25 protein-coding genes are annotated in these 24549 nt (G+C 36.2%); 15 read left to right on the top strand and 10 right to left on the bottom strand.

The window, feature by feature from the left end; translation table 11 throughout:
- Positions 1–79 precede the first annotated feature (79 nt).
- Positions 80–1960 carry a DUF262 domain-containing protein gene (locus tag ACYVM0_RS10985; protein ID WP_460556867.1) on the bottom strand — a complete coding sequence of 627 codons (1881 nt, stop codon included), beginning with the start codon at positions 1958–1960 and terminating at the stop codon, positions 80–82.
- A 147-nt stretch (positions 1961–2107) separates the two neighbouring features.
- Between ACYVM0_RS10985 and ACYVM0_RS10980 the strand changes: the two genes are divergently transcribed.
- Positions 2108–2500 carry a single-stranded DNA-binding protein gene (locus tag ACYVM0_RS10980; protein WP_460556864.1) on the top strand — a complete coding sequence of 131 codons (393 nt, stop codon included), beginning with the start codon at positions 2108–2110 and terminating at the stop codon, positions 2498–2500.
- 114 nt (positions 2501–2614) lie between these two features.
- Positions 2615–3679, top strand: coding sequence for a DUF932 domain-containing protein (locus tag ACYVM0_RS10975; protein ID WP_460556861.1), 1065 nt, complete (start codon positions 2615–2617; stop codon positions 3677–3679).
- Positions 3680–3871: 192 nt separating this feature from the next.
- Here ACYVM0_RS10975 and ACYVM0_RS10970 read toward each other — a convergent pair whose 3' ends face one another.
- On the bottom strand, positions 3872–4294 hold the full coding sequence (locus tag ACYVM0_RS10970; protein WP_460556858.1) for a MerR family transcriptional regulator: 423 nt from the start codon (positions 4292–4294) through the stop codon (positions 3872–3874).
- Between the two features lie 92 nt (positions 4295–4386).
- Here ACYVM0_RS10970 and ACYVM0_RS10965 point away from each other — a divergent pair, with 92 nt between their 5' ends.
- Genes ACYVM0_RS10965 through ACYVM0_RS10940 form a run of 6 tightly spaced genes read left to right on the top strand, consistent with a single transcriptional unit; the run spans position 4387 to position 6907 of the window.
- The gene (locus ACYVM0_RS10965) at positions 4387–4911 is read left to right on the top strand and encodes a hypothetical protein (RefSeq protein WP_460556855.1); all 525 of its coding nucleotides are present in this window, start codon (positions 4387–4389) and stop codon (positions 4909–4911) included.
- A 17-nt stretch (positions 4912–4928) separates the two neighbouring features.
- Entirely contained in the window at positions 4929–5216 is a 288-nt protein-coding gene (locus tag ACYVM0_RS10960) for a hypothetical protein (RefSeq protein WP_460556852.1), read from the top strand.
- A gap of 20 nt (positions 5217–5236) precedes the next feature.
- Positions 5237–5563 carry a YnfA family protein gene (locus ACYVM0_RS10955; protein WP_460556849.1) on the top strand — a complete coding sequence of 109 codons (327 nt, stop codon included), beginning with the start codon at positions 5237–5239 and terminating at the stop codon, positions 5561–5563.
- A 58-nt stretch (positions 5564–5621) separates the two neighbouring features.
- Positions 5622–5999, top strand: coding sequence for an ArsR/SmtB family transcription factor (locus ACYVM0_RS10950; RefSeq protein WP_460556846.1), 378 nt, complete (start codon positions 5622–5624; stop codon positions 5997–5999).
- Positions 5996–6688, top strand: a complete 693-nt coding sequence (merTP, locus tag ACYVM0_RS10945; protein ID WP_460556843.1) for a mercuric transport protein MerTP — start codon at positions 5996–5998, stop codon at positions 6686–6688. Before ACYVM0_RS10950 ends, merTP begins: the two co-directional genes overlap by 4 nt.
- Before the next feature lie 3 nt (positions 6689–6691).
- The gene (locus ACYVM0_RS10940; protein ID WP_460556840.1) at positions 6692–6907 is read left to right on the top strand and encodes a GDCCVxC domain-containing (seleno)protein; all 216 of its coding nucleotides are present in this window, start codon (positions 6692–6694) and stop codon (positions 6905–6907) included.
- A gap of 46 nt (positions 6908–6953) precedes the next feature.
- Here the strand turns inward: ACYVM0_RS10940 and ACYVM0_RS10935 are convergent, their stop codons facing one another.
- Positions 6954–9152: a TonB-dependent receptor family protein gene (locus ACYVM0_RS10935; protein WP_460556837.1), complete on the bottom strand. Its 2199-nt coding sequence runs from the start codon at positions 9150–9152 to the stop codon at positions 6954–6956.
- Between the two features lie 153 nt (positions 9153–9305).
- Here ACYVM0_RS10935 and ACYVM0_RS10930 point away from each other — a divergent pair, with 153 nt between their 5' ends.
- Complete coding sequence (locus ACYVM0_RS10930) at positions 9306–10214, top strand: cation diffusion facilitator family transporter (RefSeq protein ID WP_460556834.1); 909 nt, start codon at positions 9306–9308, stop codon at positions 10212–10214.
- Between the two features lie 155 nt (positions 10215–10369).
- Here ACYVM0_RS10930 and ACYVM0_RS10925 read toward each other — a convergent pair whose 3' ends face one another.
- Positions 10370–10621 carry a hypothetical protein gene (locus tag ACYVM0_RS10925; protein WP_460556831.1) on the bottom strand — a complete coding sequence of 84 codons (252 nt, stop codon included), beginning with the start codon at positions 10619–10621 and terminating at the stop codon, positions 10370–10372.
- A 362-nt stretch (positions 10622–10983) separates the two neighbouring features.
- Here ACYVM0_RS10925 and ACYVM0_RS10920 point away from each other — a divergent pair, with 362 nt between their 5' ends.
- Positions 10984–11454 (top strand): JAB domain-containing protein, encoded by a 471-nt coding sequence (locus ACYVM0_RS10920; RefSeq protein WP_460556828.1) that lies wholly within the window; start codon positions 10984–10986, stop codon positions 11452–11454.
- Positions 11455–11474: 20 nt separating this feature from the next.
- On the opposite strand, the gene ACYVM0_RS10915 is transcribed toward ACYVM0_RS10920, so the two are convergent.
- Together ACYVM0_RS10915 and ACYVM0_RS10910 are read right to left on the bottom strand one after the other, a co-directional pair.
- Positions 11475–12893, bottom strand: a complete 1419-nt coding sequence (locus tag ACYVM0_RS10915) for a hypothetical protein (protein ID WP_460556825.1) — start codon at positions 12891–12893, stop codon at positions 11475–11477.
- Positions 12894–13058: 165 nt separating this feature from the next.
- Positions 13059–13352 (bottom strand): hypothetical protein, encoded by a 294-nt coding sequence (locus ACYVM0_RS10910; protein ID WP_460556822.1) that lies wholly within the window; start codon positions 13350–13352, stop codon positions 13059–13061.
- A gap of 398 nt (positions 13353–13750) precedes the next feature.
- On the opposite strand from ACYVM0_RS10910, the gene ACYVM0_RS10905 reads away from it, so the two are divergent.
- From ACYVM0_RS10905 to mobC, 3 genes are read left to right on the top strand one after another with little or no spacing between them, the layout of a single operon-like run.
- Positions 13751–14146, top strand: coding sequence for a plasmid mobilization protein (locus ACYVM0_RS10905; protein WP_460556819.1), 396 nt, complete (start codon positions 13751–13753; stop codon positions 14144–14146).
- Positions 14131–15405 carry a relaxase/mobilization nuclease domain-containing protein gene (locus tag ACYVM0_RS10900; protein WP_460556816.1) on the top strand — a complete coding sequence of 425 codons (1275 nt, stop codon included), beginning with the start codon at positions 14131–14133 and terminating at the stop codon, positions 15403–15405. Before ACYVM0_RS10905 ends, ACYVM0_RS10900 begins: the two co-directional genes overlap by 16 nt.
- 19 nt (positions 15406–15424) lie before the next feature.
- Entirely contained in the window at positions 15425–17383 is a 1959-nt protein-coding gene (gene mobC, locus ACYVM0_RS10895) for a conjugal transfer protein MobC (RefSeq protein ID WP_460556813.1), read from the top strand.
- On the opposite strand, the gene ACYVM0_RS10890 is transcribed toward mobC, so the two are convergent.
- The 4 genes from ACYVM0_RS10890 to ACYVM0_RS10875 are packed head-to-tail and all read right to left on the bottom strand — an operon-like array spanning position 17380 to position 24013.
- Positions 17380–18534 carry a Wadjet anti-phage system protein JetD domain-containing protein gene (locus ACYVM0_RS10890; protein WP_460556811.1) on the bottom strand — a complete coding sequence of 385 codons (1155 nt, stop codon included), beginning with the start codon at positions 18532–18534 and terminating at the stop codon, positions 17380–17382. The genes mobC and ACYVM0_RS10890 overlap by 4 nt on opposite strands.
- Positions 18531–21932 carry an ATP-binding protein gene (locus ACYVM0_RS10885; RefSeq protein WP_460556808.1) on the bottom strand — a complete coding sequence of 1134 codons (3402 nt, stop codon included), beginning with the start codon at positions 21930–21932 and terminating at the stop codon, positions 18531–18533. Before ACYVM0_RS10885 ends, ACYVM0_RS10890 begins: the two co-directional genes overlap by 4 nt.
- A gap of 5 nt (positions 21933–21937) precedes the next feature.
- Positions 21938–22540 (bottom strand): DUF4194 domain-containing protein, encoded by a 603-nt coding sequence (locus ACYVM0_RS10880; RefSeq protein ID WP_460556806.1) that lies wholly within the window; start codon positions 22538–22540, stop codon positions 21938–21940.
- A gap of 6 nt (positions 22541–22546) precedes the next feature.
- Positions 22547–24013 (bottom strand): DUF3375 domain-containing protein, encoded by a 1467-nt coding sequence (locus ACYVM0_RS10875; RefSeq protein WP_460556803.1) that lies wholly within the window; start codon positions 24011–24013, stop codon positions 22547–22549.
- A 182-nt stretch (positions 24014–24195) separates the two neighbouring features.
- Here ACYVM0_RS10875 and ACYVM0_RS10870 point away from each other — a divergent pair, with 182 nt between their 5' ends.
- Positions 24196–24348 carry a hypothetical protein gene (locus ACYVM0_RS10870; RefSeq protein WP_460556800.1) on the top strand — a complete coding sequence of 51 codons (153 nt, stop codon included), beginning with the start codon at positions 24196–24198 and terminating at the stop codon, positions 24346–24348.
- On the top strand, positions 24345–24542 hold the full coding sequence (locus ACYVM0_RS10865; RefSeq protein WP_460556797.1) for a hypothetical protein: 198 nt from the start codon (positions 24345–24347) through the stop codon (positions 24540–24542). Before ACYVM0_RS10870 ends, ACYVM0_RS10865 begins: the two co-directional genes overlap by 4 nt.
- The last annotated feature ends 7 nt before the right edge of the window (positions 24543–24549 follow it).

Raw genomic sequence — 24549 nt, 5'->3', positions numbered from 1 at the left:
CCGGATAAGGATAGTGGTCATTGAGATTGGCTCGTTCCTCACCAAACACAATTACTGATTCGATAATAGAATTTCTCATCTATTTGATATAATGATTTATTTTTTGCATAATCAATATGGCTCTGGCGTTAGTAAAATCAATAAACTTATCTTCTGTCCAGATTGTTTCGTCTATTGGGATCAGGTGACGTTTAATGAATGCGGCTTTATCGGCAACATTATTATTTATCCAGTGTTTAAAAGGGCTGGCATTTTTAACTCCTCTGTTTGTATTGAAATCAATTAGCTGAAAATTTTTGATACTGTTAATCGTTGAAGGCTCCAGTCCCAATCCTTCAAGAATGGATTTAGGCATAATGTGATCTATGTCATTTATTCGTATGGTTTGGTTTCGATCATATATTAGGTAATATAAAAATGATGTATCCAGTTGGTCAAGATTGGTACTATCGTAAGTAGTAGTAAAAGTAATGGGATGATCGGCGTATACTTTAAATAATTCATCGGTCGGGAAATCCAGATTCTTAAAGTTCTGCATTTTATTAAGTAACTTCCTTATTCCGGTCTTATAAGGAATCCATCCTGCCCCTTTACTTTTAAAAACTCCGTTAATGAGAGAATGGTATATCCATTTTTCCATTTTTGGATGTTCTGAATTCTTTGCATCAAAATTGGCAAAGAACTTATTGAGTTCGTCATCACTTAATTCTTTATGAAAGAGGTGATAGGCAATAAAAAATAATGGAATAAAGGAGCGATTGCCATCTTTATAATAATTGTAAAGATTGGCATTTATAAGAAAATCCCTTAAACATTTTAATGTAATTTTTATACGCTCTCTGTTTTTAATGGCAAAATCCGCATCACCTGCTTCTATGGATGCCATTTCTTTATTATGATTATCCTGTAATAAAAAAATCAGCTTAATTAGATTATCTTGTGATAATCCAATTTCTTCATAACTTTTCAGCGTTTCTTCCAGGAAGCTTTCCATTTCCCAGGCAAATCCTTTTAAAATCGAAGCAACCAAATCGAATGATGAAAGTTTTGTACCTCCATCATTCAGTCTCCTGAAAAGTTCTACAATTCTTTGTTTATTTGAAATTTCATCATAGGACTTATTTATTGAAACTTTTGAAATTCCCATGCAGTCTGCTGTCAATGTGTTTTTGTAAAAAGCCTTTACATTTTTCTCAATATGCTTTTTGTGAATGGGGTCGATAATACCAAGTGACTTTATTATTTCTTCCGCAACCTGATCTTCGTCATTAGTATCTTTTAATCTCTTTAATAATGAACTCGCAAGGTACCAGCAATGTTCGGGGATAGTCCTGTCTGTATTATCTTTTGATTGCTTGGATAATTTTGTTTTGTCATTTTCAAATTTGAATTCGAATTCTGTATTATAATCACTGAATAAATCAAAGTATAAGACTTTACCATTAATACTTCCTTTTAAGCCAATATAAAAGGATTGCAGTCGTTGTTGTCCGTCAATTACAAAATTTTGAAGCTGGGTTAAATGATCTACCTGTCGCGAACTAATGATTCCACCATCTTTTGTAAATGGTCTGTAATTAAAAAGAGGTTTGGTGTCTCTATCTTCTTCTATAACCATAATACCCCCGAATGAATCACCCTTTAGTAAAGTGTCAAACAATAATTCCATTTTTTCCTCATCCCAAACCAGTCTTCTTTGAATGACCGGTAAAACAAATTTCTCGTCTTCAATTTCACTAACAATATCAGATATTTTATAGGATTTCCAGATAGCCATAAACAGGTAGGTTTGAAATATTAAGGTATTCCCAAATATAGATCGAATTTGGGTATTATTCTTGCAAATATTTGCATTGCATTCAACTAACCGTACCGCAAAATTATTGTCCTGCTCCGTGCGGAAAAAGGTCTGCGCCTGCGTACACTCCGGCTGGCATCCTGTTTTCAAAATAATCTCCACCTGACAATTTTTATACTATCCCTGATGGGGTAGTATTTTTTTGAAAAACCTTGTTCCTCCTCCACAGGCCTAATGGCTGGTCGCTATCGGTAAATGAATGAGGCGAAGCTGAATTCTTTAATTAATCATTTTTAAATTTTATCAATCATGGAAATGACAGCAAGATTAACAGGTGATGCAAAAATCAGCACCCTGCAATCAGGAAAACAGGTAGTGAATTTTAATGTAGCTATTAACGACAGCTACAAATCAAAAACCACCGGCGAAGTAATGAAAATGGTGACTTATGTACAATGCGACTACTGGGTAAACCCCGGTGTAGCTCAGTTTCTTACTAAAGGAACTTTAGTGGAACTGCAGGGCAGGATAGGAGTAAGCGCCTATACTGGTAAAGATGGGTTACCCAAAGCCTCCCTTACCCTGCATGTGAATAGCATCAAACTGCATGGGGGTAAATCAAAGCAACAGGAAACCATAGCAGCAGATAAAATTTTGGTGGGTGCCTCAAGCGAAACAGCAACCGATGATCTGCCTTTCTAAAATCAAAACGGCACCAGCCCTAATGGATTCGGGCTGGTATTTTCTTTCAATCTTTCAATTCAACAAAAACCACAGTGTAGCGCCTGCGGAATACAAATTAAAGCGTACCATATTATGGCACACAATTTAAATTTCAATGAACTAACAGGTAAACATAGCTTCTTTTCAGTAAAAGAAAAAGCCTGGCATGGATTAGGTCAAATAGTAGAGGGGTACCCAACCAGTGCAGAAGCATTAAAATTTGCAGGACTGGATTATACCATAACCAAAAGAAAACTGTATACGTTTGATAACGAAAACGAAACAGCCAATGCAGATATCGAAATCAAAATCCCTGAAATAGAAGTACCCAATTATTTTGCCACCATCCGCACCGACAATGAAACCGTTTTAGGTGTAGTGGGTAAAGATTATGAAGTGGTACAGAACATTGATGCGTTTAGTTTCTTTGATGCTATTGTTGGCGGCGATGGTATTCAATACGAAACCGCAGGGGCATTGGGAAAAGGAGAAAGAATTTTCATTACGGCTAAGTTGCCCAATTATATTAAAGTGGGTAAGGAGGATTTGATTGAGCAGTATTTGTTTTTAACTACCTCTCATGATGGCGGTGGCAGTATTACCGCAGCCTTTACTCCGGTAAGAATTGTTTGTAACAATACTTTAAATGCTGCCCTTCGCAACCATAGCAATGCTTTTAAAATAAGGCATACCGCTAATGCAAAAGAAAGATTGGATGAGGCTCATAAATTGATGGGCATTACAAATAATTTAAGCATCCAGTTAGAAGGAGTTTTTAATCAATGGGCTAAGATTCGTATTACAGATCTCGAAGTAAAAAACTTGATTCAAATGGCTTTAGTGCCTAACAAAGAAGTGTTGCAAAATATACAGGCTGGTAAAGAGGATGAATTATCCACCTGTTTTAAAAATATGACGGATGCGGCTTTTGAATATGCTATGACCAATGAAACGCAACAATTAGAAACTACCAAAGGCAGTTTGTTCGGTGCTTACAATGCCGTTACCGGATATTTTCAAAATGTACGAACTTACAAAAATGAAGAAGCCAAAATGAAATCTTTATTGTTTGGTGGTACAGGACAATTGAGAACACAGAAAGCATTCAATCTTTGTGAGGGTTTTGCAAAGGATTCAATAATGGAGTTTATTAATTAAGATGGCATAAGGGGCAAGCAGTGAAGTTTGCCCCTTTTTTATTAAGACTTTTAAAGCCTGGAAACGAGCCACGCTTGAAGGCGTGGCTCGTTGGGTACTGTGATGATTTTGAATTAATTAGTTTAGTAAAAAATATATTCAGAAAGGAAATACTTATTTTTTTTAATTATTTATAATAGATTAACGTCATTTTTAATTAGAGTTAGCTGTAAACTTATCTGATACCAAAATAGCACAATTATCTTCCGGCAACTCAGGGTTACAATTATCTGCACATTTGCTAACTCCGTTCAATAGTAATGTTCTTATGGAAATTAGTTCACGAATTTTTTCATCCAACAAAGAAACTTTCGATGAAATTTTAGAAGATACATTTTTGCAGGAGGCTTCGTTCATTTCAATCATCTCCAATAAATCAGCCACTTCATTCAGAGTAAATCCAAAGCCCTTTAATCTTTTTATGGTAAGCAATCTTGTCAGGATTTCATCAGAATATTCTTTATAATTATTCTCCCTTCTTTCCTTTCGGTTCACTTTAATTAAACCATGCTTTTCATAAAAGCGGATAGTATCTTTTGATAACCCTGTTTGCTTTACAAGTTGCCCAATTAACATAGTTTTTGAAATTTATTTTAAAAAAGCCTAGACCGTTGCCTATACTCCACTGTTTATGTTTGCAAATCTAAACACTTTAAACAGAAAAGAAAATGAAAAAATTTGCGCTAAAATTAACCCTGTTGATGGCTGTTCTTACAGGATTTACATCCTGTAGTAATGGGCAATCTGTCCCTGTAAAAGCACAGGCAAAACCAAAAGCAGCAACCTGCAGCCATTGCGGCAAAGCATCCTGTGATAAAAATTGTTCGTCAAATTTAATAATAAAAACAAAAGACACTGGTATGCAAATCAAGACAATTCCATCCTGCAGCCTCAATGAAAAAGAATTTTCAGAAAGAGGCGATACTTTAAGTAAAACAATTTTCGGCAAAGCAATAGCTATCAATTCTCTTAAAGATGGTTATGATATTGTTTTTAATGAACCCAAAGAATTTTCCAATGAACTTATGGAAATGGTAAATTTTGAAAGAAGCTGTTGTTCAGGCTTTACCTGGGCCTTGGTTTTTGAACCAAATAATAAAGCTACTCATTTGCAGGTATATGGCTCAAAACAAATAAAAGCCGAAATGCGAAATGCTTTCAAATCTTTTGGACTTGAACACCTGATTAAATAATGTATAAATACTTATAAATGGGAACAACTAAAAAAAACTGCTATAAAAAATTAGGCTGGACAGGAATTGCGCTTTGCGGATTGTGCTGTGCTTTGCCAATAATTGGAACAGCCATTGGAGTGGCTTCATTAACTGCACTTTCTGTATATGTAGAAAAAATAGGCATACTTGCTTTAGGGCTTGCTGGCTTCTTTTTTTGGTATGCATTGTATAACAAGCGTAAAGGCGCTAAAGCATGTACAACAAGTTGCAATACTAATTGCGACTGCAAGACTGAGATTGTAAAAGAAGACAAACAATCGTAATTTTAAAATTCAAAAAAAATATGGCAATAAAATCAACGATCATTTTTTTACTTGCCGGTTTGTGCGAAATTGGCGGCGGCTATTTAATATGGCTCTGGCTAAGAGATGGAAAACCTTTTTGGTACGGCATAGCCGGGGCTGTGGTTCTTGCATTGTATGGAGTGGTGGCTACCTGGCAGCCAGCCAACTTTGCAAGAACTTATGCAACCTATGGAGGTTTCTTTATTGTGCTCTCACTTCTTTGGGCTTATAAATTTGATAATTTTCGACCAGACAAATATGACATCATTGGGGCATCAGTTGCTTTAATAGGGGTTTGTATAATCTTCTATACGCCGAGGCATTAAAGTTCTATAGCTATATTTAAGTATTTGCTTAAATAGTTATTTCCCTTATCTTTGTGTAATGGAAAATAATATCTGCATCAGGCAATTTGCCGACCATGAACAAATAAAAAATTGTAAAGTAAAATTAAGGGCAGCTCAAAAGTCTTTTGGAAATTTATCTGCTGTACTGGCTTTAGCAGGAAATGAAGTAAGGTTGAAGATTATTTATTTACTGGAAGAGGAAAAAGAGTTATGCCCCTGTGACCTTGCTGATATATTAGGTATGAGTATTCCTGCCGTATCACAACATTTGAGAAAGTTAAAAGATGGAAATATTGTTGAAACCCGGAAGGAAAGTCAAACAATTTATTACTCTCTTACTCAGGAAAATATAAAGATACTAAAGCCATTCTTTAAGCATATTAATGTACAAACTCTAAAACTGGAAACAGTATGATAAGTCTAAAGTCATCTGGCACATTTACTGGTGCTGGCGTTCTTTCGGCAATTGCAGCTTCACTATGTTGTATAACCCCCGTTATTGCACTGCTTGCAGGCAGCAGTAGTATAGCTTCCAACTTTTCATGGATTGAACCGGCGAGACCTTATCTGATGGGATTATCAATAGCCGTATTGTCTTTTGCATGGTATCTTAAATTAAAGCCCGTTGCAACAAAAGATATAGATTGCAATTGCGACACAACGAAGAAGGCCTCATTCTTTCAATCAAAATTTTTTTTAGCCATTGTAACTGTTTTTGCTTTACTGATGATGACTTTTCCTCTGTATGCAAAAATATTTTACCCAACCCCAAAAGCGCAGTCAACAACGGTTGCAGCAGTTGATAACAGGCAAGAGGTAAAGTTTACTATAAAAGGTATGAGCTGCGAAAGCTGTGAAGTTGAAGTAAACAATGAAATAGCTAAAGTAAATGGGGTATTAGCCTATCAAACTTCTTATGCCAACCATAGCAGCCTGGTCACTTTTGATAAATCTAAAGTGGATGTAAAAACAATTGAAACGGCAATCAGTAAGACAGGCTATAAAGTAAAGGGCTATGAGTATATGAATAGCCTCGGTGAGAAAAACGAAAAAGAGAAATCATGTAGCGATTCATTAAAATCATGCTGCGAAAAAAAGAAATAACAAATGGAAAAAACAATCTTATTGCAATCAATCATTACTTGCCCTCACTGCGGTTTTAAAAAAGAAGAAACAATGCCTACAGATGCTTGTCAGTACTTCTATAAATGCACCAATTGCGAAACAATACTAAAACCCAAACAGGGTGATTGCTGTGTGTTTTGCAGTTATGGTACTGTAGCCTGCCCGCCTATACAGATGAATAAATCTTGTTGCTCTTAGATATGAAAAAAATATTGCTATGCCAATATCATTACTTTTTAATTATTTAAAATTTAGCACTAATACCTACATAAATACTTCTTCCAATAGAGGGAATAATTCCCGGACCAGGATATTCGTCTGTTCTGCGGGTGAAGTAGGCTTTGTCAGTTAAATTATTTGAACCAATCTTTAATGCGTAATTTTTATACTTGTAAGTAGCGCTTAGGTCAAGAACAGTATATGCTGGTATATATCCTGCAATTGGGTCTGAGCTTACCTTTACATTTGTGGCATCACCATAGGCATCTCCCACGTAATTAACCTGAAAGGTGGTAGAAAAATGTTTATTACTGAAAATTAAACCGATCCTGTTAATAGTCTTAGCTGCTGCCTCAACTCTGTTTCCTTTAAATTCCCCGGTAGTATATTTTGCATTAATATAGGCAAATGAATTAAAAATACTTAAACCATATTTCGATTTTTGGTTAAGGTATTTAAGAAGATTGAATTCAATATAACTTTCAATACCCTTGTGAACACTGTTAGCAATATTTTTTCTGATGGAGTAATCAATACCTGTTATTGGGTCTGTTTGAACCAGCACTCCAATCCGGTTATTGTAAGCCATATAAAAAAGCCCCATATCAAAATTTAGAAAGTTTTTTATAATTCCTCTGTAACCTAAATCAGTATTGAAACCATAAGCATCTTTTAAATTAGGGTCAATTTTTGAGGTTATACCAAATGGCTCTAACTGGCTGTAATCAATAGGCCGGTATGCCTGGCTGAAATTGAAATAGATACTGGTATTATAAACAGGTTTGTATTCTAATCCAATACCAAAAAGCGGGAAAGTTCTTGTTTTAACTTCATTTGGAGATTGTTTTACTGTATCTGTAATTTTGTAGCCTTTAGCAGTACTTTTTAAATATTCAAATCTAAAACCGGGGGTCACTGTAAATTTATCACTTAGCCTAAAAATGTTCTCGACAAAGGGGGCAAAGTTAGAAGTAGTAAAATCTAAATTATATCCCCAATTGCCTGTAATGGATAAATCAAAATCACTGTTTGTAGTACCCTCGCCACCACCTTGTCGCTTGAACCATGCATAAGCATACCTGATGCCGCCTGCAATGGTGGATTTTTGTTTTCCCAAAGAATAACTATTTGAAAAACGTAGCTCGGTTGTTGAATTGTGCATGTCCTCACTGCCAACCTCTCTTGGAACATAAGTACCGGTGGCGGTATCTATTTCATCTAACGCCTCAGGGCCACCGTCTTCATTCCGCCACACCAGCGAACGGTTACTGAAAAGGTAAGTTGTTTTTAAACTGATTGTAGTATTTGAAGAAGGCGTAAAGTTTGCGTAAGCAGTCAGAACGTTCCAGGGGCTTTTAAGCCAGTTTCTTGCCCTTGTTGAAGCCTTTGGATTAGCTTCAAACATACTGTCGGTTAAACCGCCTGGCATTTTTAGTTTATTACGGAGTAAAGAATATTCAACACCTGCATTTGTTTTTGCAGATGGTTTGTATTGGACCTTACCAAAACCTGACAGTTGCCATTGCCTGCTGTTGGGCCGGTAGCCATCAATGTACCTGTATTGGAGAAAGCCATAATAGCTTACCTTTTTGTAACTGCCCCCAATTGAATTGAAAGAATTAAATAGCCCGAAACTGCCAATAGTTTGTGAAGTAGTAAATTCAAATGGTTTGTTTGCAGGGGCATCTTTTGTTACATAGTTTACCAGGCCTCCAAACTGTGAACCAAATTGTAAGGAGGAAGCGCCCCTTACCATTTCAATACGGTTTACCGCTTCCATTGGTGGAATATAATAGGATTCATTATAACCAAAAATATCCGCACTGATATTATACCCGTTTTGACGGGTATTCATTTCAATGCTTTGAATTGGATTCAAACCTCTTGTAGCAATTCCATTGGCGGTAAAGCCACCACTTTCTGTTTCTACGATATTTAAACCTGGTATCCGCCCAAGTATTTGTCGGGTATTATTAATTGCCTTATTCGCATCCATGCTGTCTACAAGTATAACTTCATTCTTTTTACCTGCATAGATGATTCCGTCTTTTGTTTCCAGCAAATGCCCAACGCCATTGACTGTTTTGTACCCGGTAACTGTAATCTCCTTCATTAATTTCACACTATCACGGATTACTTTAACGCTATCCGGCAGCCTGGTTTGCTGAGCATTTGCAGTTACAAATCCAATTGATGCCACTAAAGCAATAACAATATTTTTCATATTTATTCGCAGTTATATAATGATTGCAAATGTTGAACATATTTTGAAGAGAGCATTTGGCAATCAGGAAAAAAACTATCGCAAAGCGGAAAACAGACATTGCTCACATAGCACCTTGTTTAATTATCTTTGCGCTTCAAAATTTATGAATGCGTGAATCAAGGAGTAAGCCAAAACGTGGCAACAGCTGTACGAACAACCTATTTTAGCATTATCGGAAATGCAACCTTGGCTTTAATTAAAGGACTGGCTGGTTTTTTTGGCAATTCTTATGCATTGATAGCAGATGCTATTGAATCTACAACGGACATTTTTTCTTCCCTGTTGGTTTTATTTGGGTTGAAATATGCAAACCGGCCTGCAGATAAAAATCACCCCTACGGGCATGGAAGGGCGGAACCATTGATTACTTTTCTTGTTGTTGGTTTTTTAATTACTTCCGCTACCATTATTGCCTATGAAAGCATTCAAAATATTGGTACACCGCATGAATTACCCAAATCATGGACTTTAATTGTATTAGGAGCAATAATTATTTGGAAAGAAATTTCATTCAGATTGGTAATTAAAAAAAGCAAAGAAACCAACAGCTCTTCATTAAAAGCAGATGCCTGGCATCACAGAAGCGATGCTATAACATCCGTCGCCGCATTTATCGGAATTTCTATTGCTTTAATTATGGGTAAAGGCTATGAGACAGCGGATGACTGGGCCGCACTTTTTGCATCGGGTTTTATTTTGTACAATAGTTATTTAATTTTTCGGCCTGCCCTTGGAGAAATTATGGACGAACATTTGTATGATGACCTGGTAGAAGATATCAGGAAAGTTTCGCTTACAGTTAATGGAGTAAAGGATACTGAAAAATGTTTTATCAGAAAAGCGGGCATGATATATCATGTTGACCTGCATGCCAAAGTTGATGCTCATATCAGTGTAAAAGAAGGACATAACATTGCACATTCACTCAAAAATACGCTGCGTGAGGAAATTCCTCAGTTAGGACATGTATTAATTCATATTGAACCATTTGAACAGAATCCATTACACGCTAATAATTAATTATTGCACCTGCTGATTTTCCACAATTGAATAATTGGAATTTTTTTAAACCGCCATCTTTGTTTTTCACTCCTTTATTTAATACAGGCTGGTCCATTGAATTAAACAGTCCGCTGTATTTTATACAACGGACTGTTTAAATGAAAATATTTTGTTTACGCACGTTCAGATTTTACCAGCACGCCAGTGCTTGTAAAATCTGAACGTGCTATCCCGTTTTTCAGGAAATGTGCTCTCCACTCTCCGCCACTTCTCAGTTTCCATTGACTTACGGGTACATTACCAAACAAAGCAGTAAAACTTTGTAATACTGCTGCAGGTGGGGTAGCCTGCACTGAAAAACCTTTACTTAATGATACATTGTTTGCCAATGTGGTGGCGTTAACAACGGAAAAACTGGTTGCCATCAAAAAGTAATTGCAAAAAAAATCTTTTTCATAATTTTTTGATTTTAAGAATGATGAATTTAAATAACAGAACTAAAATATTTATTCATCAACTATATAAAAATTCAAAGACTCTGAATGGAAAAAAATTAAGGCTCAATGGGAAAAAATATGCATTCCTAAATTGTAAATGTTCAGGAAATGTGTTCAATATAGAATTTGTGCCATCAATTCTCCCACAAAGTTCGCCTTTTAGCTTCTGTAGCGGCAATGAAATTCCGGCATAAACCGCTGCGCTATTTATTCCGTTGCTTCCTTGCCTTGGTCGCCAAAAGCCGGGGCAGGTTCCATAATTAATTTTTAAATCTTTAAAATGAAATGTTATGGAACAGACAATGATTCAACCAGATTGGAGCAAAGTAGCAGAAGTGGAATTGGTATACAAAACCAAAGTAAAAGCTTCTGAAAGGCCGCTGATAAAATCTTCTAAAGATTGTTATGTTATTTTTAGTGAACTATGGGATGAAAACAAGATGGAAATTCAGGAAGAGTTTAAAGTATTACTATTAAACAGGGCAAACAGGGTACTCGGAGTTTACCAGGCATTTGCCGGAGGAATGACGGAAGTATCTATCGATCCAAGATTGATTCTTGCAGCAGCTGTAAAATCTTTATCCGTAGCAATAGTTTTATCTCATAATCATCCCAGCGGAAACCTTAAACCCAGCAGGGCAGATGAAGAACTCACCATTAAAATTAAAGAGGCTGCAAAGTACCTTGATATAAAAGTGATTGACCACCTTATTGTGTCCAGTGAAGGATATTTAAGCTTTGCTGATGAGGGGCTTTTATAGCCCTTTTGAATGAGCAAGCTTTAGAATTCATTAGGCCCTTTAAATTCTCCCACTGCCTGGCCATACCAGCAATATTGTTTATCGGTATTGTAGCTGATTTCAAAAATCCGCCAGGGTTTTTCAGCGCAGATTCCTTCATGAGTTTTTCTGAATTCCAGATTACAACTGGAAAAGAATGGGCATTTATATTTTTCTGTTTTCTCTACTTTACTAGTGGAATTTAACCAATGCGCTTTTTGGTAATGATCATAGGCTATCAGAACTTTTAGTGCCTGGCTTTGTTCATCGGCAAATGAAGCGGTGCCAAGAAAATCTCTCATGTACTCGGCTTCATCCTTAAATATGTACATGTAATCACAGATAGGGAGTAGTTCCAGAAGTCTTAAATATTCCCCTTTGATAACAAAATCAACCTCAAAAGTCGGAGATTCGCAACGCAATAGATACCCTTTTTTAGCTTCTTCTGTGACAATGGTAAATGCGCTGTGTAATTGCTTTCTCTTTTTGAATATTTCTATAATTTCATCTTGAGCTTCATTAAAATCTTCAAGCTTTGAAACTAAGATTGCAGCTGTTTCACTCTTTAATTTAAAAAGTATATTTTCCTTACTGATGCCTGCTTCAATTGCTGTTTTAATTCTTTCAATAAATGCAATGAAAACACTACCGCAATCTAAATAGGAAAGGGAAAGAGAAGCAGCAACTAAAAAACATTCTTTATCAATGTTGGGATATATATATGTTGCAAGGGTCCGCAGCATCGTATATTCTGTAGCTTTCAAGTCATCTTTTATTTCGGGTAATCCATTTGATTGCTGGTTTATAAGCCTGTCAAGTTCATAAGCTAACCCCTCATAAATATAGAACTTGCCAAATGGAAGTGAAGCATCCTTGTATTGCCCTTTAATAAATAGTTTTATTGTTATTAAAGGGATGCCAATTTTAAAGCAAACTAAATCTGTGCCGTCAAGCAGATAAGCATCTTGTTCTATAAGGGAGAATGAATCAACCTTAAGTAATATTCCTTCTAATTCTCCCCCTCCATTTATAACTTCTTTGGTGGCATAGATTTTTGAAAATTTGTCAAGCAGTTCCTTGTTTTTAAAATCAAAGCCGGTGTATTCGCAATTGTCTAAATAGGAACTGAAATGCGCACTAAAAATACTTTTTAGGATCAGATCAAGGGACAGGCCAATATTGCCAATCACTGTGCTAATTTCATGTATATAATGTATGTATTCATGAAATAACGGAGTCAAGTTTTGAGATTGTAATTCTTTTTGAACTGATGAAGTGATAGCGTCTTGAGGGAACAGCCCGAATTGCTTTCGGAATTTATTTGTAGACACTGAAAAATAATACTTACTGATGAAATAAGTGGCCGCTATATCTTTTTTATGCAGTTCGTTTAATCTTTTTAATTGCTCTTTTTCAATCATATTTTATTTAGATTAGTCAGCGTTTTTTTCGAGCGAAAGCTGAATAGAATTCGGGTTGGGGAGCGTTTTTTATTTCTATATGGAATGTTTGCGTCTTTTTTAACTGTAGTTTTCAGCCTGATAGTTAGGATTTTGATAAAAACTTAACACTGAAAAGCGTTAGTCTCAATGAGCTAATTCATGGGTGTCAACAGCCAATTTTAAAGCCATAATTACTGAGTTGTCAATAATTTTATTAGTTTCGGCAACATCATACCAATTGCCTTCTGTTGTCTTGTATAATATGCAGGAAAATTGTCCAGTATTGTCACCCTCTTTTGTGAAATTATACTCTTGTAAAACTGCTATAACATTGCCCAGCGCATTGGTCAATTCATACGGCTTTATGGTGTAATAAAACTGGCTATTATCTTCCAAAGTAATTTGGTTGCTGAAAAGGTTCTTAAGGGCATCTCTCATATCACAATAATAAATTAAATGGCAAATGCTGCAAAACCAACTTATTAACATGGCTAAAATATAGCCATACAATGATAAACCTTGGTATAATTTTTAACTTTACAGAGCGACAGTGTTTTGTAGTGAAAATGAATAGTGATGAGTATTAAAAACCTAAGTTTAAAAGTTTTATTTATCTCCTTCATAAGTGGAATAATCTTCTTTATTCTTACTTATCATCTTTCACTAATTACAAATGCTCCGGCAAGTAAGCTTTATCAAGGCGTAATGTGCCTGGTCTTGCACATGGCAAGATGTACAAACGTTATACGTTTGGGGCATCTTGCCCTACGCTCCGGAGTCGCTTCGGGATGGTGAAAGGCATTAAAAACTAAAACAGATTTTTTAAACTCAGGGATATGAAGAAGAAGGATATTGAAGTGAGAAATAAAATGGTGGTAGTGAGGATGAACAATACCGAATTTGAAAAGGCGGAAAACCTGCGAAAGAAGACTACTGAGAAATACCTCAGTAGCTATCTGAGAAAACTGTCTTTGGAAAAGCCAGTTACGGTTAAATATCGTAACCAATCGGCAGATGATTTTTTAAAAGAGATGTTAGGGCTTAAAAAAGAACTGAATAGTATTGGTAATAATTTTAACCAGGCAGTACACAAATTACACTTGCTGGATAAAATACCAGAGTTCAGGGGTTGGATAAGCCAATTTGATGGGTTGCAAAAATCTTTGGTGAACAAGGTGGAGGAAATAAAATTAAAGGTGAATCAACTCTACGAACAATGGTTACTAAAATAACGATACCAAAAAGTATTGAAGCTGCATTAAACTACAACGAAAAGAAAGTGCAAAATGGAAACGCAGTTTGTTTACAGGCGGCTAATTATTTAAACGAAGCAAAGGATATGAACTTTTATCAAAAATTAGATGGCTTTGAACAACTGAATAGTTTGAATGACAGAGCAACAACTAAAACCCTTCATGTATCACTAAATTTTGACCCATCAGAAAAAATAGCTGATGATAAGCTTTTAAAAATTGCAGAGTTGTACATGAATAAAATTGGATTCGGAGAGCAGCCTTTTATAGTTTACAAACATGAAGATGCCGGGCATCCGCACATCCACATTGTAAGCACCACTATCAAAGCAGATGGCGGCAGGATTAATACCCACAATATCGGAAGGAATCAATCAGAAAAAGCAAGAAAGGAAATAGAGCAAATGTATGGACTGGTAAAAGCAGAACGGCAGCAGCAATTGATAAAGCCTGGTATCAAGCCGGTGGATGCACAAAAAGCCATCTATGGCAAGTCGGAAACAAAGCGTAGTATTTCAAATGTGGTAGGTGCAGTATTCAGTCAATACAAGTTTACTTCCTTGCCTGAGTTTAATGCGGCTTTAAAACAATTCAATGTTATTGCAGACAGGGGAAAGGAAGAAGGAAGGATTTACAAAAAGCGCGGGCTGGTTTACCGCATTTTGGATGCGAATGGTAATAAGGTTGGAGTACCTATTAAAGCAAGCGCTATCGGATGTAAACCAATACTTGATAATTTGGAAAAGAAATTTATTACCAATGAATCCGCAAAAGAACCATTGAAGCAAAGAACTAAAAATGCCATTGATGATTGCCTGAAAACGGCAATGGGGGATATGAATAATTTAGTAGTGGCTCTATCACAAAAACAAATCTATACAATACTGAGACAAAATACGGAAGGCAGGCTATATGGTGTCACTTTCGTGGATAATCAAAGTAAAGTTGTTTTTAATGGCAGTGATTTGGGAAAGGGATACAGTGCAGCAGCTTTGCAAAGTAGGCTGGCAACTGAAAACGAAAAACCACTGACACAGGATGAAACAGCAAACAGTAGTTCTGCAGGTTCGAAACAGAAAGACATGAACCAACTAAAGCACCAGGAAAAAACTATAAAACCAGGTATTAAAAACGAAGGATTACTGGATATTCTTTTTTCGGCCAAAGAACAATTTGATTACACGCCAGCTGGCCTGGTAAAAAAGAAAAAGAAGAAAAAGAAAAACCGCGATTTCTAAAATATAAAAAAATGAGGTTATGTCACTAACAGGAGAGAACGAACAGGGGCTGCGAAAAATAGTTGACCTGACAAGATTTGCAAGCATCTTTATCCTGCTGCTGCATTTCTATTATTACTGCTATACAGCATTTGTTCAATGGGGAGTTGAAAGCACCATTACAGACAGGTTGATGACGAATATTGTAAATACGGGTTTATTCAGTAATCAGTTTTTTTCTAAGTTTTTGGCAATTGGGTTATTGATCATTTCCCTATTGGGAGCACAAGGTAAAAAGGATGAAAAAATTAATAAAAGGATTGTAACGGTTTATTTACTGATCGGGGTATTGTTGTTTTTCTTTAGTGGAATTTTATTGCAGCTAAACTATCCTTTGGAAAGAGTAGCTATGATTTATATGACCTCAACGGGAATTGGTTTTTTAGGCATTCTTGCTGGTGGTAATTTGCTTAGCCGTTTGATCAAGATCAATTTGTCAAATGATGTTTTTAATTCACTGAATGAAACTTTTCCGCAGGAAGAAAGATTGCTCACCAATGAATATTCTATCAACCTCACCGCACGGTATAACCTGAAAGGTAGGATAAGGAAAAGCTGGATAAATATTATCAATCCTTTCCGTGGACTACTGGTTATTGGCAGTCCGGGTTCAGGTAAAAGCTGGTTTGTTATTCAGCATGTGATTAAACAGCATATCGAAAAGGGCTTTGCCATGTTTGTCTATGACTTTAAATATGATGACCTTTCTAAAATTGTTTACAACTGGTTGCAGCAAAATAAACACAACTATCAGGTAAGTCCCTATTTCTATGTGATTAATTTCGATAACTTATCAATTTCTCATCGCTGCAATCCTTTAGATCCAACCACCATGAATGACATTACTGATGCCACCGAATCAGCCAGAACAATTTTGTTGGGACTAAATCGGGAGTGGATTAACAAGCAGGGGGATTTCTTTGTGGAATCGCCTATCAATTTTGTTACGGCTATCATTTGGTTTTTGAAGAAATATGCAGATGGGAAATATTGCACCCTGCCGCATGTTATTGAACTGATGCAATCTGATTACGATGAACTATTTCCGGTGCTAAATACCCAGCCTGAAATTGAGGTATTGGTAAACCCATTTATCACTGCTTACCAAAATGATGCTATGGAACAATTGGAAGGGCAGGTGGCCTCTGCAAAAATAGGTATGGCACGATTGGCTTCGCCGCAATTGTATTGGGTGTTATCGGGCAACGATTTTACTTTAGACATCAATAACCCTAAACATCCTAAAATCGTTTGCGTAGGTAATAATCCGGAGAAGCAACAAATCTATGGTGCTGTTCTGTCTCTTTATATTTCCAGACTGATCCGGCAGGTGAATAGAAAAGGAATGTTGAAATGCAGTTTAGTCTTTGATGAATTTCCAACGATTTATTTCAACAACATGGACAGCCTGATTGCAACAGCAAGAAGCAACAAAGTGGCTACCACTTTAGCCATGCAGGATTTTAGTCAGTTAAAAAAGGATTATGGAAAGGAACAAGCTGATGTAATTGTTAACATCACCGGTAACATTATCAGTGGTCAGGTTACGGGGGAGACCTCTAAACTTTTGTCAGAGCGTTTCGGAAAAATAATGCAGGACAGGCAGAGTGTTTCTATAAATCGGACGGATACTTCTATCAGTCACTCCAAACAATTAGACAGCGCTATCCCAGCTTCAAAGATTGCAGCACTTTCTTCCGGCGAATTTGTAGGGCTTGTTGCGGATAACCCGGATGAGAAAATTAAATTAAAGATGTTTCATGCGGAAATTATCAATGATGCGGATAAACTGAATGAGGAGGTAAGCCGGTATAAAGATATTCCTGTGGTATCCAATGTTACCCAGCAACAGGTGTTAGATAATTATTACCAGGTGAAGCTGGAGGTGAAGCGGTTGATAGGGGATGAGGTGGGGCGGTTGAAGGAAATACAGAATTAATGTGATAGAGTGTCTTCATGCGAAATAGCCTTTATTATATATTCATGAGAGAGACTTTCTTGTTCTAACCTTCCGTTTATTTCAAATAACCTTTCTAAAGCATTCCCCTCGGTAAAAGTCAATTCACTCAAATTGAGATATCTATATTTAGTAGGTTGTTTATGTATTTCTGCACTATGGAATAGCAACGCATCAATATCCATTAGTACACTTTTTGTATGGGGATATAATTTCCTGCATTGCCTTAACATAGCATAGCCATCTTCATCCATATCTCCCCAGTAATAAAGCTTAACGTTATTAAACCAGGCAATATCACTGAGTAATTCTAAAGCTTTTCCTCTGCTGCAAATAGCTAGCGAATGCTTTCTTTCTGGAAGCATAAAAAGGGCAGTCTCATTCTCTACCATCCATAATTCCGTGATTTCCCAATTTCGATTACGTAAATTTTCGGGAGTAGCCCCAAGCACCACCATGCCTTGGGTATTTTGAACTGCAAGCTCTTCATCTAACCAACGAATGGGAAATAAAACAGGTTTTCTCTTAAGACCAACTGCATGATTTAATGATGTGTAATCAATGTTGTCTTTTTCAGAATTAAAATGCTGTAATAAAGACAAAATAATTCTTTCATTCTCTTCAATGAATTTTGTATGAACAGGAACTGGAAGATTACGTATATAATAAGTCGTGGCGTCGTTAGATAAAAGATAATCTACGACTGCACACAAACCCGCCCAATTATCAATATGTTTTATCAAGACCTCCGGATCTTTTACAAGCCAACCTGTAATTCCTTGTCTCCACCTTTTTAAGTCGGCTAATATCTGGTCGAAAATCAATATTTCTTTTTCCTTTTGAATAAGAAACAAAAAATCCTCAGCGGTATTTACAATCACGTTATTCGGCCATCTCTGCTTTCCAATTTTTTTGCTTATCCACTGCTCCCATTCTATATCCCAACCTTTTTTGTCCTCAGTTTTTTCGAATTGTAAAAACATTTTGATGGCATTATGTAGGTCAATTGAATTGTCAGGTTTGTTTTTACCGCCTCTCAAGATTATCTGTTCAAATTGATTTTCACAAATGCGATTCTTTAGAAAGCCGACATATTTTTTTTCAAGTTGCTGTATAAAATTTACGCTATTCATAAAGGGAGCGACGATTTTTCGATTTTATCTTTTAGTTCTTTGATAGTCATGTTATAGATTATACTATTGCGATTATTTACTCGCTGCACAAGATGTACATGGGCGATGTAATCCTGAACTATCTGAATTTTGTCGCTGGGAGTAACCACAAGTAATTGCAAATGCAACTGTTTACATAATTCCATTAGATACGTAGCCTTTTCTTCATCCTGGTTACTAAAGCTTTCATCTACGGCTATAAAGCGTAAGCTTTTGCTATTTTTGCCTTCTTTAGTAATTCCAAATTGATAAGCTATGGCGCTGCATAGAATTGTGTAAGTAAGTTGAGCTTTTTCTCCACCAGAAAGCTGACCCATTTGCCTGTAGGTCTTTTTTAATTCATCAGTACCTCTGTATTTTTCATCAGCCCAAAACTCAAACCAATTCCTTACATCCAAAACCTTGGATCGATAACTTTCGTTACTATCCAGACTGTCAATAAGTGGATTGATTTTTTGAGTGAAATGAAGCGCTTTTTCTTCGAAACTACTTTGTTGCCAATTAGCAGCTTGCGGTAATGCTTCCAGTAGCTGGCTTTTAAACTGCCTGATTTCACTGCCAGCCTGAACAGGTTGCTTGCGCAATTGAACATATGTATCAGGGAGGCGGTTGAAGTTAATGCCTTTAAGTGAATCATTCAATTTTGTTATGCTTGCACTCACATCTCTTTCCCACTTTTCCAGTTCTTCATTTAAACCGCCGATTTTATAAGTGATGGTGATATTAATATAGTTTTCAAAATCTTTTTTATACTTTGGAAGATTCTCAGTGTTTAATTTTTCCATCCATTCAATATATTCATCGGCATATTTTGCGTCATCTGGTAAACTCAAAACATCTCCCATCCAATCAGGATATTTATTCGCCAGTTCTGCTGATGGATTCTTTATTTTCATTATAGAACGGCTTAAGGCTTTTTCAATATCCTGCGTCTGTGACCTTTTTTCCTCCAGTTCATTTTCTTTAGCAGACCTGAATTCACTGTATTTACCTTCTAAATTGTTAAGCGTGACCGATCCCAATACAGCATGATATTTTTGTTGAAACCGAAGTAATTGATCTTTGTCTTCTTCTCTAATATTTTCTACTAGTTGATTTAGATTACTTATTTGTTCATTTGTTCGTTGCAGATCACTTTTAGCAATTGCTTCTTTTCCGACTAGTTCCGTTTTAAGTTTTTCAGCTTCATTTTTTAACTCTCCAATTTCTTCGTGTTGCTTTTTCAATTGGTTTAAAGCTTTATTCTCTTTGGTTAAAGCAGTTATCTGCTCCTGGATCTTATGCATTCTTCGTTGAGATGCTTCAACATCTATATCATCAAAAGAGGGGTATTCCCCAATTCTGTTACTTGCATAAAATTGACCTTGCAAGCGCTTTGATTTAGTTTTGCAACGCAAAATAATATCATCGGCCTTAGAAATATTATCAGAAAGAGTGTCCCTTTTTCTTAACAGCGCATTCTTTTTCTTTTCATTATCCCAACCCATAACGTAGTTTCCCGGATCATTACTGTTCGGGCGATCATCTTTTTCATGCCGTTGCCTATTTTTGATTAATCCATTAATTGTAATGGCTTTTTCATAACGGTCAAGTGTTTTTTCATCATTAATACAGATATAGCTATACTGTGTGATTATTTGTTGTTCTACCCATTTATTCATTTTGTGTTCTGGATTAAACTCCAATTTTTCATGAACGCTATCATGTTCGCCGAATTGAACAAGGGGAATATCCTTTACATGTTCGTATACTAACCGACCTTTTAGATTTTCTCTGTTGACATATTTACTTACCTTACTGTAGTATTTATCAGGTACTATCAAACGCATGGCAAATGGTCTTAATAATTTTTCTAACGCAGGTTGCCACGCTAATTCATCAAATTTAACCTGCATAAGCTCTCCCGCAAATGGCAACTCATCGGAACTTATACCTAAATCGGCGCATAATGTGCTACGAATACCAATAAGATGATGTGGAATATTGCTTTTGCTTGTCAAAAGACTGTTTAACTCTTTCTCAATCTCTGCCTTTGTAGTACTATCTGTATCCAATTTTCTTTTTGCCTCGTATTCATCATCCTCGTTAAGACGTTGCTCTCTTTCCAGAGTAAGTAGCTTTTTTGCATTCTCCTTTTTTATCCGTGAATAAGATGCTTCATCTGAAATCAAAGTCTCAGATAGGTTAAGTGTGTTAACCCACTGGTTAAACTCGTCCAGCTTTCTTAATGATGTATCTCTCTTTGTTGACAAATCCAATAATTCCTTTTCTAATTGCTGAAGTCTTTGCCCTGCTTTATTCTGATCTATCTGATTAAGAATATTTCGCTCTTCTTCAGAAAGCCTTTTAACTTCTCTGTCATGATGTTGTATTTTAATATTCAGTTCATCAATTTCAGCATTAAATCTCTCAGCTTCTGAAAGTAAAAGCTGGTAGTGCGTATATCTATTCCATAACAATGAGGTGTTTAGAAGTTGACTTAAGCTTTGCTGTTCATTTAATGCCATCTTGTATTTATCGAAAAAATCTTTTACCAGGCTGAGCATTGAAAGTTGCTCCTCTGACTTCTTAATATTTCTGCGGGCGTCTTGGAGGGTAGAAAGATGTTCTTTAAGTTGTTGAAACTGTTCTTCAATATTGCGTGGTTCCAGCATATGGGTTCGTATGAATTCATCAAGATTACCCAATACCTTAATTCCAACTGTCTGATTAAACAAATGAAGCGCTTGTATGCTTTGCATGCCTAAAACGGTGACCAAACGTTGTGCATATTTACTTGCTGAATCAAACCATTCAACAAATTTCCGGGAAGTTTTATTATAGCGTTGATCTATGGTTCGTTTCCAATTACCGCCTAAGTCAAATGGCTTAAAATCATCTTCTATTTTAAGTGCTTTGTGGGCAATACCAAAATATTTTTTCAACTCTGTATTATTGAAATAACGTACTTGAAACAGCGTAACTGCTTGCTCTGCTTCGTTAGCAAAATGAGCGAGTATAATACTATAAGCTTCCTCTTTATTTTCTCTTAAGTATAAAGTTTTTATTGTGTTTCCACTTTCGCTGTTAATAGAACCATAACCTCCCAATATATAGGTCTCTTCTGTGCGATCTCCTTTCTTTTCAGTACCACTGCTCTGATTGTAAAACCTGTACCGCTTTTCAGGAACGATCAGCGTTAATAAAGCGTCTACAAAAGTAGTTTTACCGCTACCATTGGCGCCAGTGAGTAAACTGGTCTCTCCGCCAGGGTGGATCGTATGAATAGTTTCATCAAAAGTTCCCCAATTGAATACTTCCATGTATTGCAATCGAAAACCACTTTTTTCATTGTCGGTACTGAAAACATTTAGTTGCATGTGGGTTACTTGTCGTTAGAATTGGGTATTTGTTTTTTGGATTGGTGTTGTTTCAATTGCGTTGTAAAACTTTCCAACTCTTCACTATCTATCTTTGCCTTAATGATTTTTTTAATTTTAAATCGTTGTTCATCTAATATTTCATGCGCTTCAACAAGGAAAAGAAATCCATACTCTTCGGATTTATCAATAAGTCTGTCTATTTCCTTTGAAAATTTAACTCTGCTTGCATTTTCTTTAAAAAATAATTCTGCATACTCTTTTATTTCACGTCTTTTTTTTATCAGCTCTCTGCTAACACTCTCACTTGTTTCGAATTCTGCCATCATTTCTCTGAGCAAAATCAGCATGATACTTTCTTCATAAGTAAGAGCACGCTTTATGATCCAGGAAACGGCATTTTCATCATCTTCCTGAGACGTTTGCTTTAGATAGGCATAACCGTCATTTTCTTCAAGAACAAGCCTTAGGCCCATTTGATCTAAAAATAGTGGCAGTTCTGCCTTATACTGAACTAGCTTTTCCCAGGTCGATTTATCTGTATAATCAACCGGACCTTTAAGAAGCTTTATAAATACTGTTGTGTAAGGCAATATTTGAGATTGCATAGTTTTTTATTTACTAAATAGTAAGTAGGGTACTTCTACAAATTTTGTGTTATCAATATTGAGTGGAATAAGTTCGGTAGTTGATCCTATGGTTTGAACCCTCGACTTTTTGTCGCGAATGAAGCTGTAATAGGTTACTATTTCTGCAATACCGTTTTCAAGCGGCTGCAATTCTAAAATCTCTTTGAGTGTAGCAGTGGACTTGCTATTAAGAGCAAACTCTACTTTTTGCCAGAGCTTTTTTTTGTCAATGAATGAGGTATTGATAAGTTTGCTGAATCTTTCCGGGTCTGCTATAATTTCCTTTTGGGCTAAAGGTTGCTTAATAGTTCCAGGAATTTTTCTTTGCTCAAGAGTAAGCTTTCTTTCCATTACCATTCTAATATCAGGATTTACGTCAATCTGCATGCCGCAATCAACATTTTCATTATCCATCAAATCAAATATTAATTCTTTTATTCCTGCAATTTGACTGCGCAATCTTCTGTGTCTTGTAATTTCCTTTTCTGTGATAATACGACTCAATTTTTCAGCCATTTTATCGTTGGCATCGTATACTGTTTTTCCTTGTTGCAATAACATTGATTTTACATTTTGAAGGAAATATTCGTCCACTGAAATTTCTCGCTCTCTAACCAATTGCAATAGTTGATCTGTTAATTCAGCCCAATGTTGATTCCCAATTCTGGATATTAAGAAATCCCAAAAAGCATAAAAACTTTTACCTTGGGGGCTTTGCCTTAAAGTGTCATATGCTTCAAATGCGAACCCAACAATGGCACCCTTTGAATGCTCTGCCTTGGTATGTTGCTCTACAATTCCCCTGTGTATCTGTTTAAAATTATCTTCAACCTCCCTAAAATCACTAATGAGCTCATAACTAAGCCTGCTAAATAATTCGAGTCTTTCTTGTACTTGTGAATCCGAATAACTCTCAGGTGCTATCCCCAATTCAATCGCCTTTATTTCCTTGTCAATCTCGGCTCTTTTGTTTTTAAGTAATTCTAATCTCTTTTTCTTATCGTCTTCCGTGTGTTCTACAATATCTTGAAGGGATTTGAACAATAGCTTGAAACGGCTTTCAGTTCCTACGTGCTTACGAATTTTTAGAGTCTGAATCCATTGAAAAACCTTCTCCATATTGGCACTTAGTTGGTAATGTATAGCACCGTCTGCGTACTGAAAGTCTTCCAACAATCTTTTTTGCACCCAGTTTAAAATATACTTTCGGCTTCGGGTTTGCTCGTCATCTCCGAATACGATCCTTGCCTCTGAAACGTCTTCTATTCCATCTTCATTGGCAATAAGCGTTTCTATTAATAGTTGAATTAACTGCCCTTCTTCTATAGTTGGCCGGTTCTCCTCTTTGTAAATACTGTATAAAAAAGGCAGCACCCAATGGGCATTTCTAAGGCGGAGAATTTGAACCGCCGGATTTGTTATTAAAATCTCATAGAGTTCTTCTTTCTTCATGCGTTAATTTACGTAAACAGTCACAAAATATAATAAATTAAACCATTTTGATCGGCATAGTTATACAAATTGAAGATATCAAGCCAAAAAATCGGGATAAAGTGGAGATATTAAGCATATAATTCTAACTAATTAAGTGATGAAAGGAATCTCAAATATTTAGTTGCGAAGTTTTTAAAATTATGCAGGAAAGGCATAGTGTTTCCTGTAACTGTACCGATACTTCTATCGGCCACTTTAAGCAATTAGGCGGCGCTATACCTGCTTCCAAAATAGCTGCTCTTTCCTCCGGAGAATTCGTACGCCGGGTTACTGATAATCCGGAGGAAAAATGATGGTAAAAATGTTTCATGCGGAGATTATTAATGATGCCGATAAACTAAATGAGGAAGTAAGCCGGTATAAAGATATTCCGGTGGTATCTAATGTTGCCCATCACAAGGTTCTTGATAATTACTACCAGGTGAAAATGGAAGTGAAAAGGTTTATTGGGGAAGAGGTGAAGCAGTTGAAAGCGGAGAAGAATTAATTTATCA

Source organism: Ferruginibacter profundus (assembly GCF_054783275.1).
Note: the sequence above shows the minus strand (reverse complement) of the source record. Positions and strands in the feature narration are given on the sequence as shown.

Bases quoted from the DNA above. Each gene is read 5' to 3' on its own strand.
- ACYVM0_RS10980 (WP_460556864.1), top strand. From the start codon at position 2,108: ATGGAAATGACAGCAAGATTAACAGGTGATGCAAAAATCAGCACCCTG.
- ACYVM0_RS10975 (WP_460556861.1), top strand. From the start codon at position 2,615: ATGGCACACAATTTAAATTTCAATGAACTAACAGGTAAACATAGCTTC.
- ACYVM0_RS10970 (WP_460556858.1), bottom strand. From the start codon at position 4,294: ATGTTAATTGGGCAACTTGTAAAGCAAACAGGGTTATCAAAAGATACT.
- ACYVM0_RS10965 (WP_460556855.1), top strand. From the start codon at position 4,387: ATGAAAAAATTTGCGCTAAAATTAACCCTGTTGATGGCTGTTCTTACA.
- ACYVM0_RS10960 (WP_460556852.1), top strand. From the start codon at position 4,929: ATGGGAACAACTAAAAAAAACTGCTATAAAAAATTAGGCTGGACAGGA.
- ACYVM0_RS10955 (WP_460556849.1), top strand. From the start codon at position 5,237: ATGGCAATAAAATCAACGATCATTTTTTTACTTGCCGGTTTGTGCGAA.
- ACYVM0_RS10950 (WP_460556846.1), top strand. From the start codon at position 5,622: ATGGAAAATAATATCTGCATCAGGCAATTTGCCGACCATGAACAAATA.
- merTP (WP_460556843.1), top strand. From the start codon at position 5,996: ATGATAAGTCTAAAGTCATCTGGCACATTTACTGGTGCTGGCGTTCTT.
- ACYVM0_RS10940 (WP_460556840.1), top strand. From the start codon at position 6,692: ATGGAAAAAACAATCTTATTGCAATCAATCATTACTTGCCCTCACTGC.
- ACYVM0_RS10935 (WP_460556837.1), bottom strand. From the start codon at position 9,152: ATGAAAAATATTGTTATTGCTTTAGTGGCATCAATTGGATTTGTAACT.
- ACYVM0_RS10925 (WP_460556831.1), bottom strand. From the start codon at position 10,621: ATGGCAACCAGTTTTTCCGTTGTTAACGCCACCACATTGGCAAACAAT.
- ACYVM0_RS10920 (WP_460556828.1), top strand. From the start codon at position 10,984: ATGGAACAGACAATGATTCAACCAGATTGGAGCAAAGTAGCAGAAGTG.
- ACYVM0_RS10915 (WP_460556825.1), bottom strand. From the start codon at position 12,893: ATGATTGAAAAAGAGCAATTAAAAAGATTAAACGAACTGCATAAAAAA.
- ACYVM0_RS10910 (WP_460556822.1), bottom strand. From the start codon at position 13,352: ATGAGAGATGCCCTTAAGAACCTTTTCAGCAACCAAATTACTTTGGAA.
- ACYVM0_RS10905 (WP_460556819.1), top strand. From the start codon at position 13,751: ATGAAGAAGAAGGATATTGAAGTGAGAAATAAAATGGTGGTAGTGAGG.
- ACYVM0_RS10900 (WP_460556816.1), top strand. From the start codon at position 14,131: ATGGTTACTAAAATAACGATACCAAAAAGTATTGAAGCTGCATTAAAC.
- mobC (WP_460556813.1), top strand. From the start codon at position 15,425: ATGTCACTAACAGGAGAGAACGAACAGGGGCTGCGAAAAATAGTTGAC.
- ACYVM0_RS10890 (WP_460556811.1), bottom strand. From the start codon at position 18,534: ATGAATAGCGTAAATTTTATACAGCAACTTGAAAAAAAATATGTCGGC.
- ACYVM0_RS10885 (WP_460556808.1), bottom strand. From the start codon at position 21,932: ATGCAACTAAATGTTTTCAGTACCGACAATGAAAAAAGTGGTTTTCGA.
- ACYVM0_RS10880 (WP_460556806.1), bottom strand. From the start codon at position 22,540: ATGCAATCTCAAATATTGCCTTACACAACAGTATTTATAAAGCTTCTT.
- ACYVM0_RS10875 (WP_460556803.1), bottom strand. From the start codon at position 24,013: ATGAAGAAAGAAGAACTCTATGAGATTTTAATAACAAATCCGGCGGTT.
- ACYVM0_RS10870 (WP_460556800.1), top strand. From the start codon at position 24,196: ATGCAGGAAAGGCATAGTGTTTCCTGTAACTGTACCGATACTTCTATC.
- ACYVM0_RS10865 (WP_460556797.1), top strand. From the start codon at position 24,345: ATGATGGTAAAAATGTTTCATGCGGAGATTATTAATGATGCCGATAAA.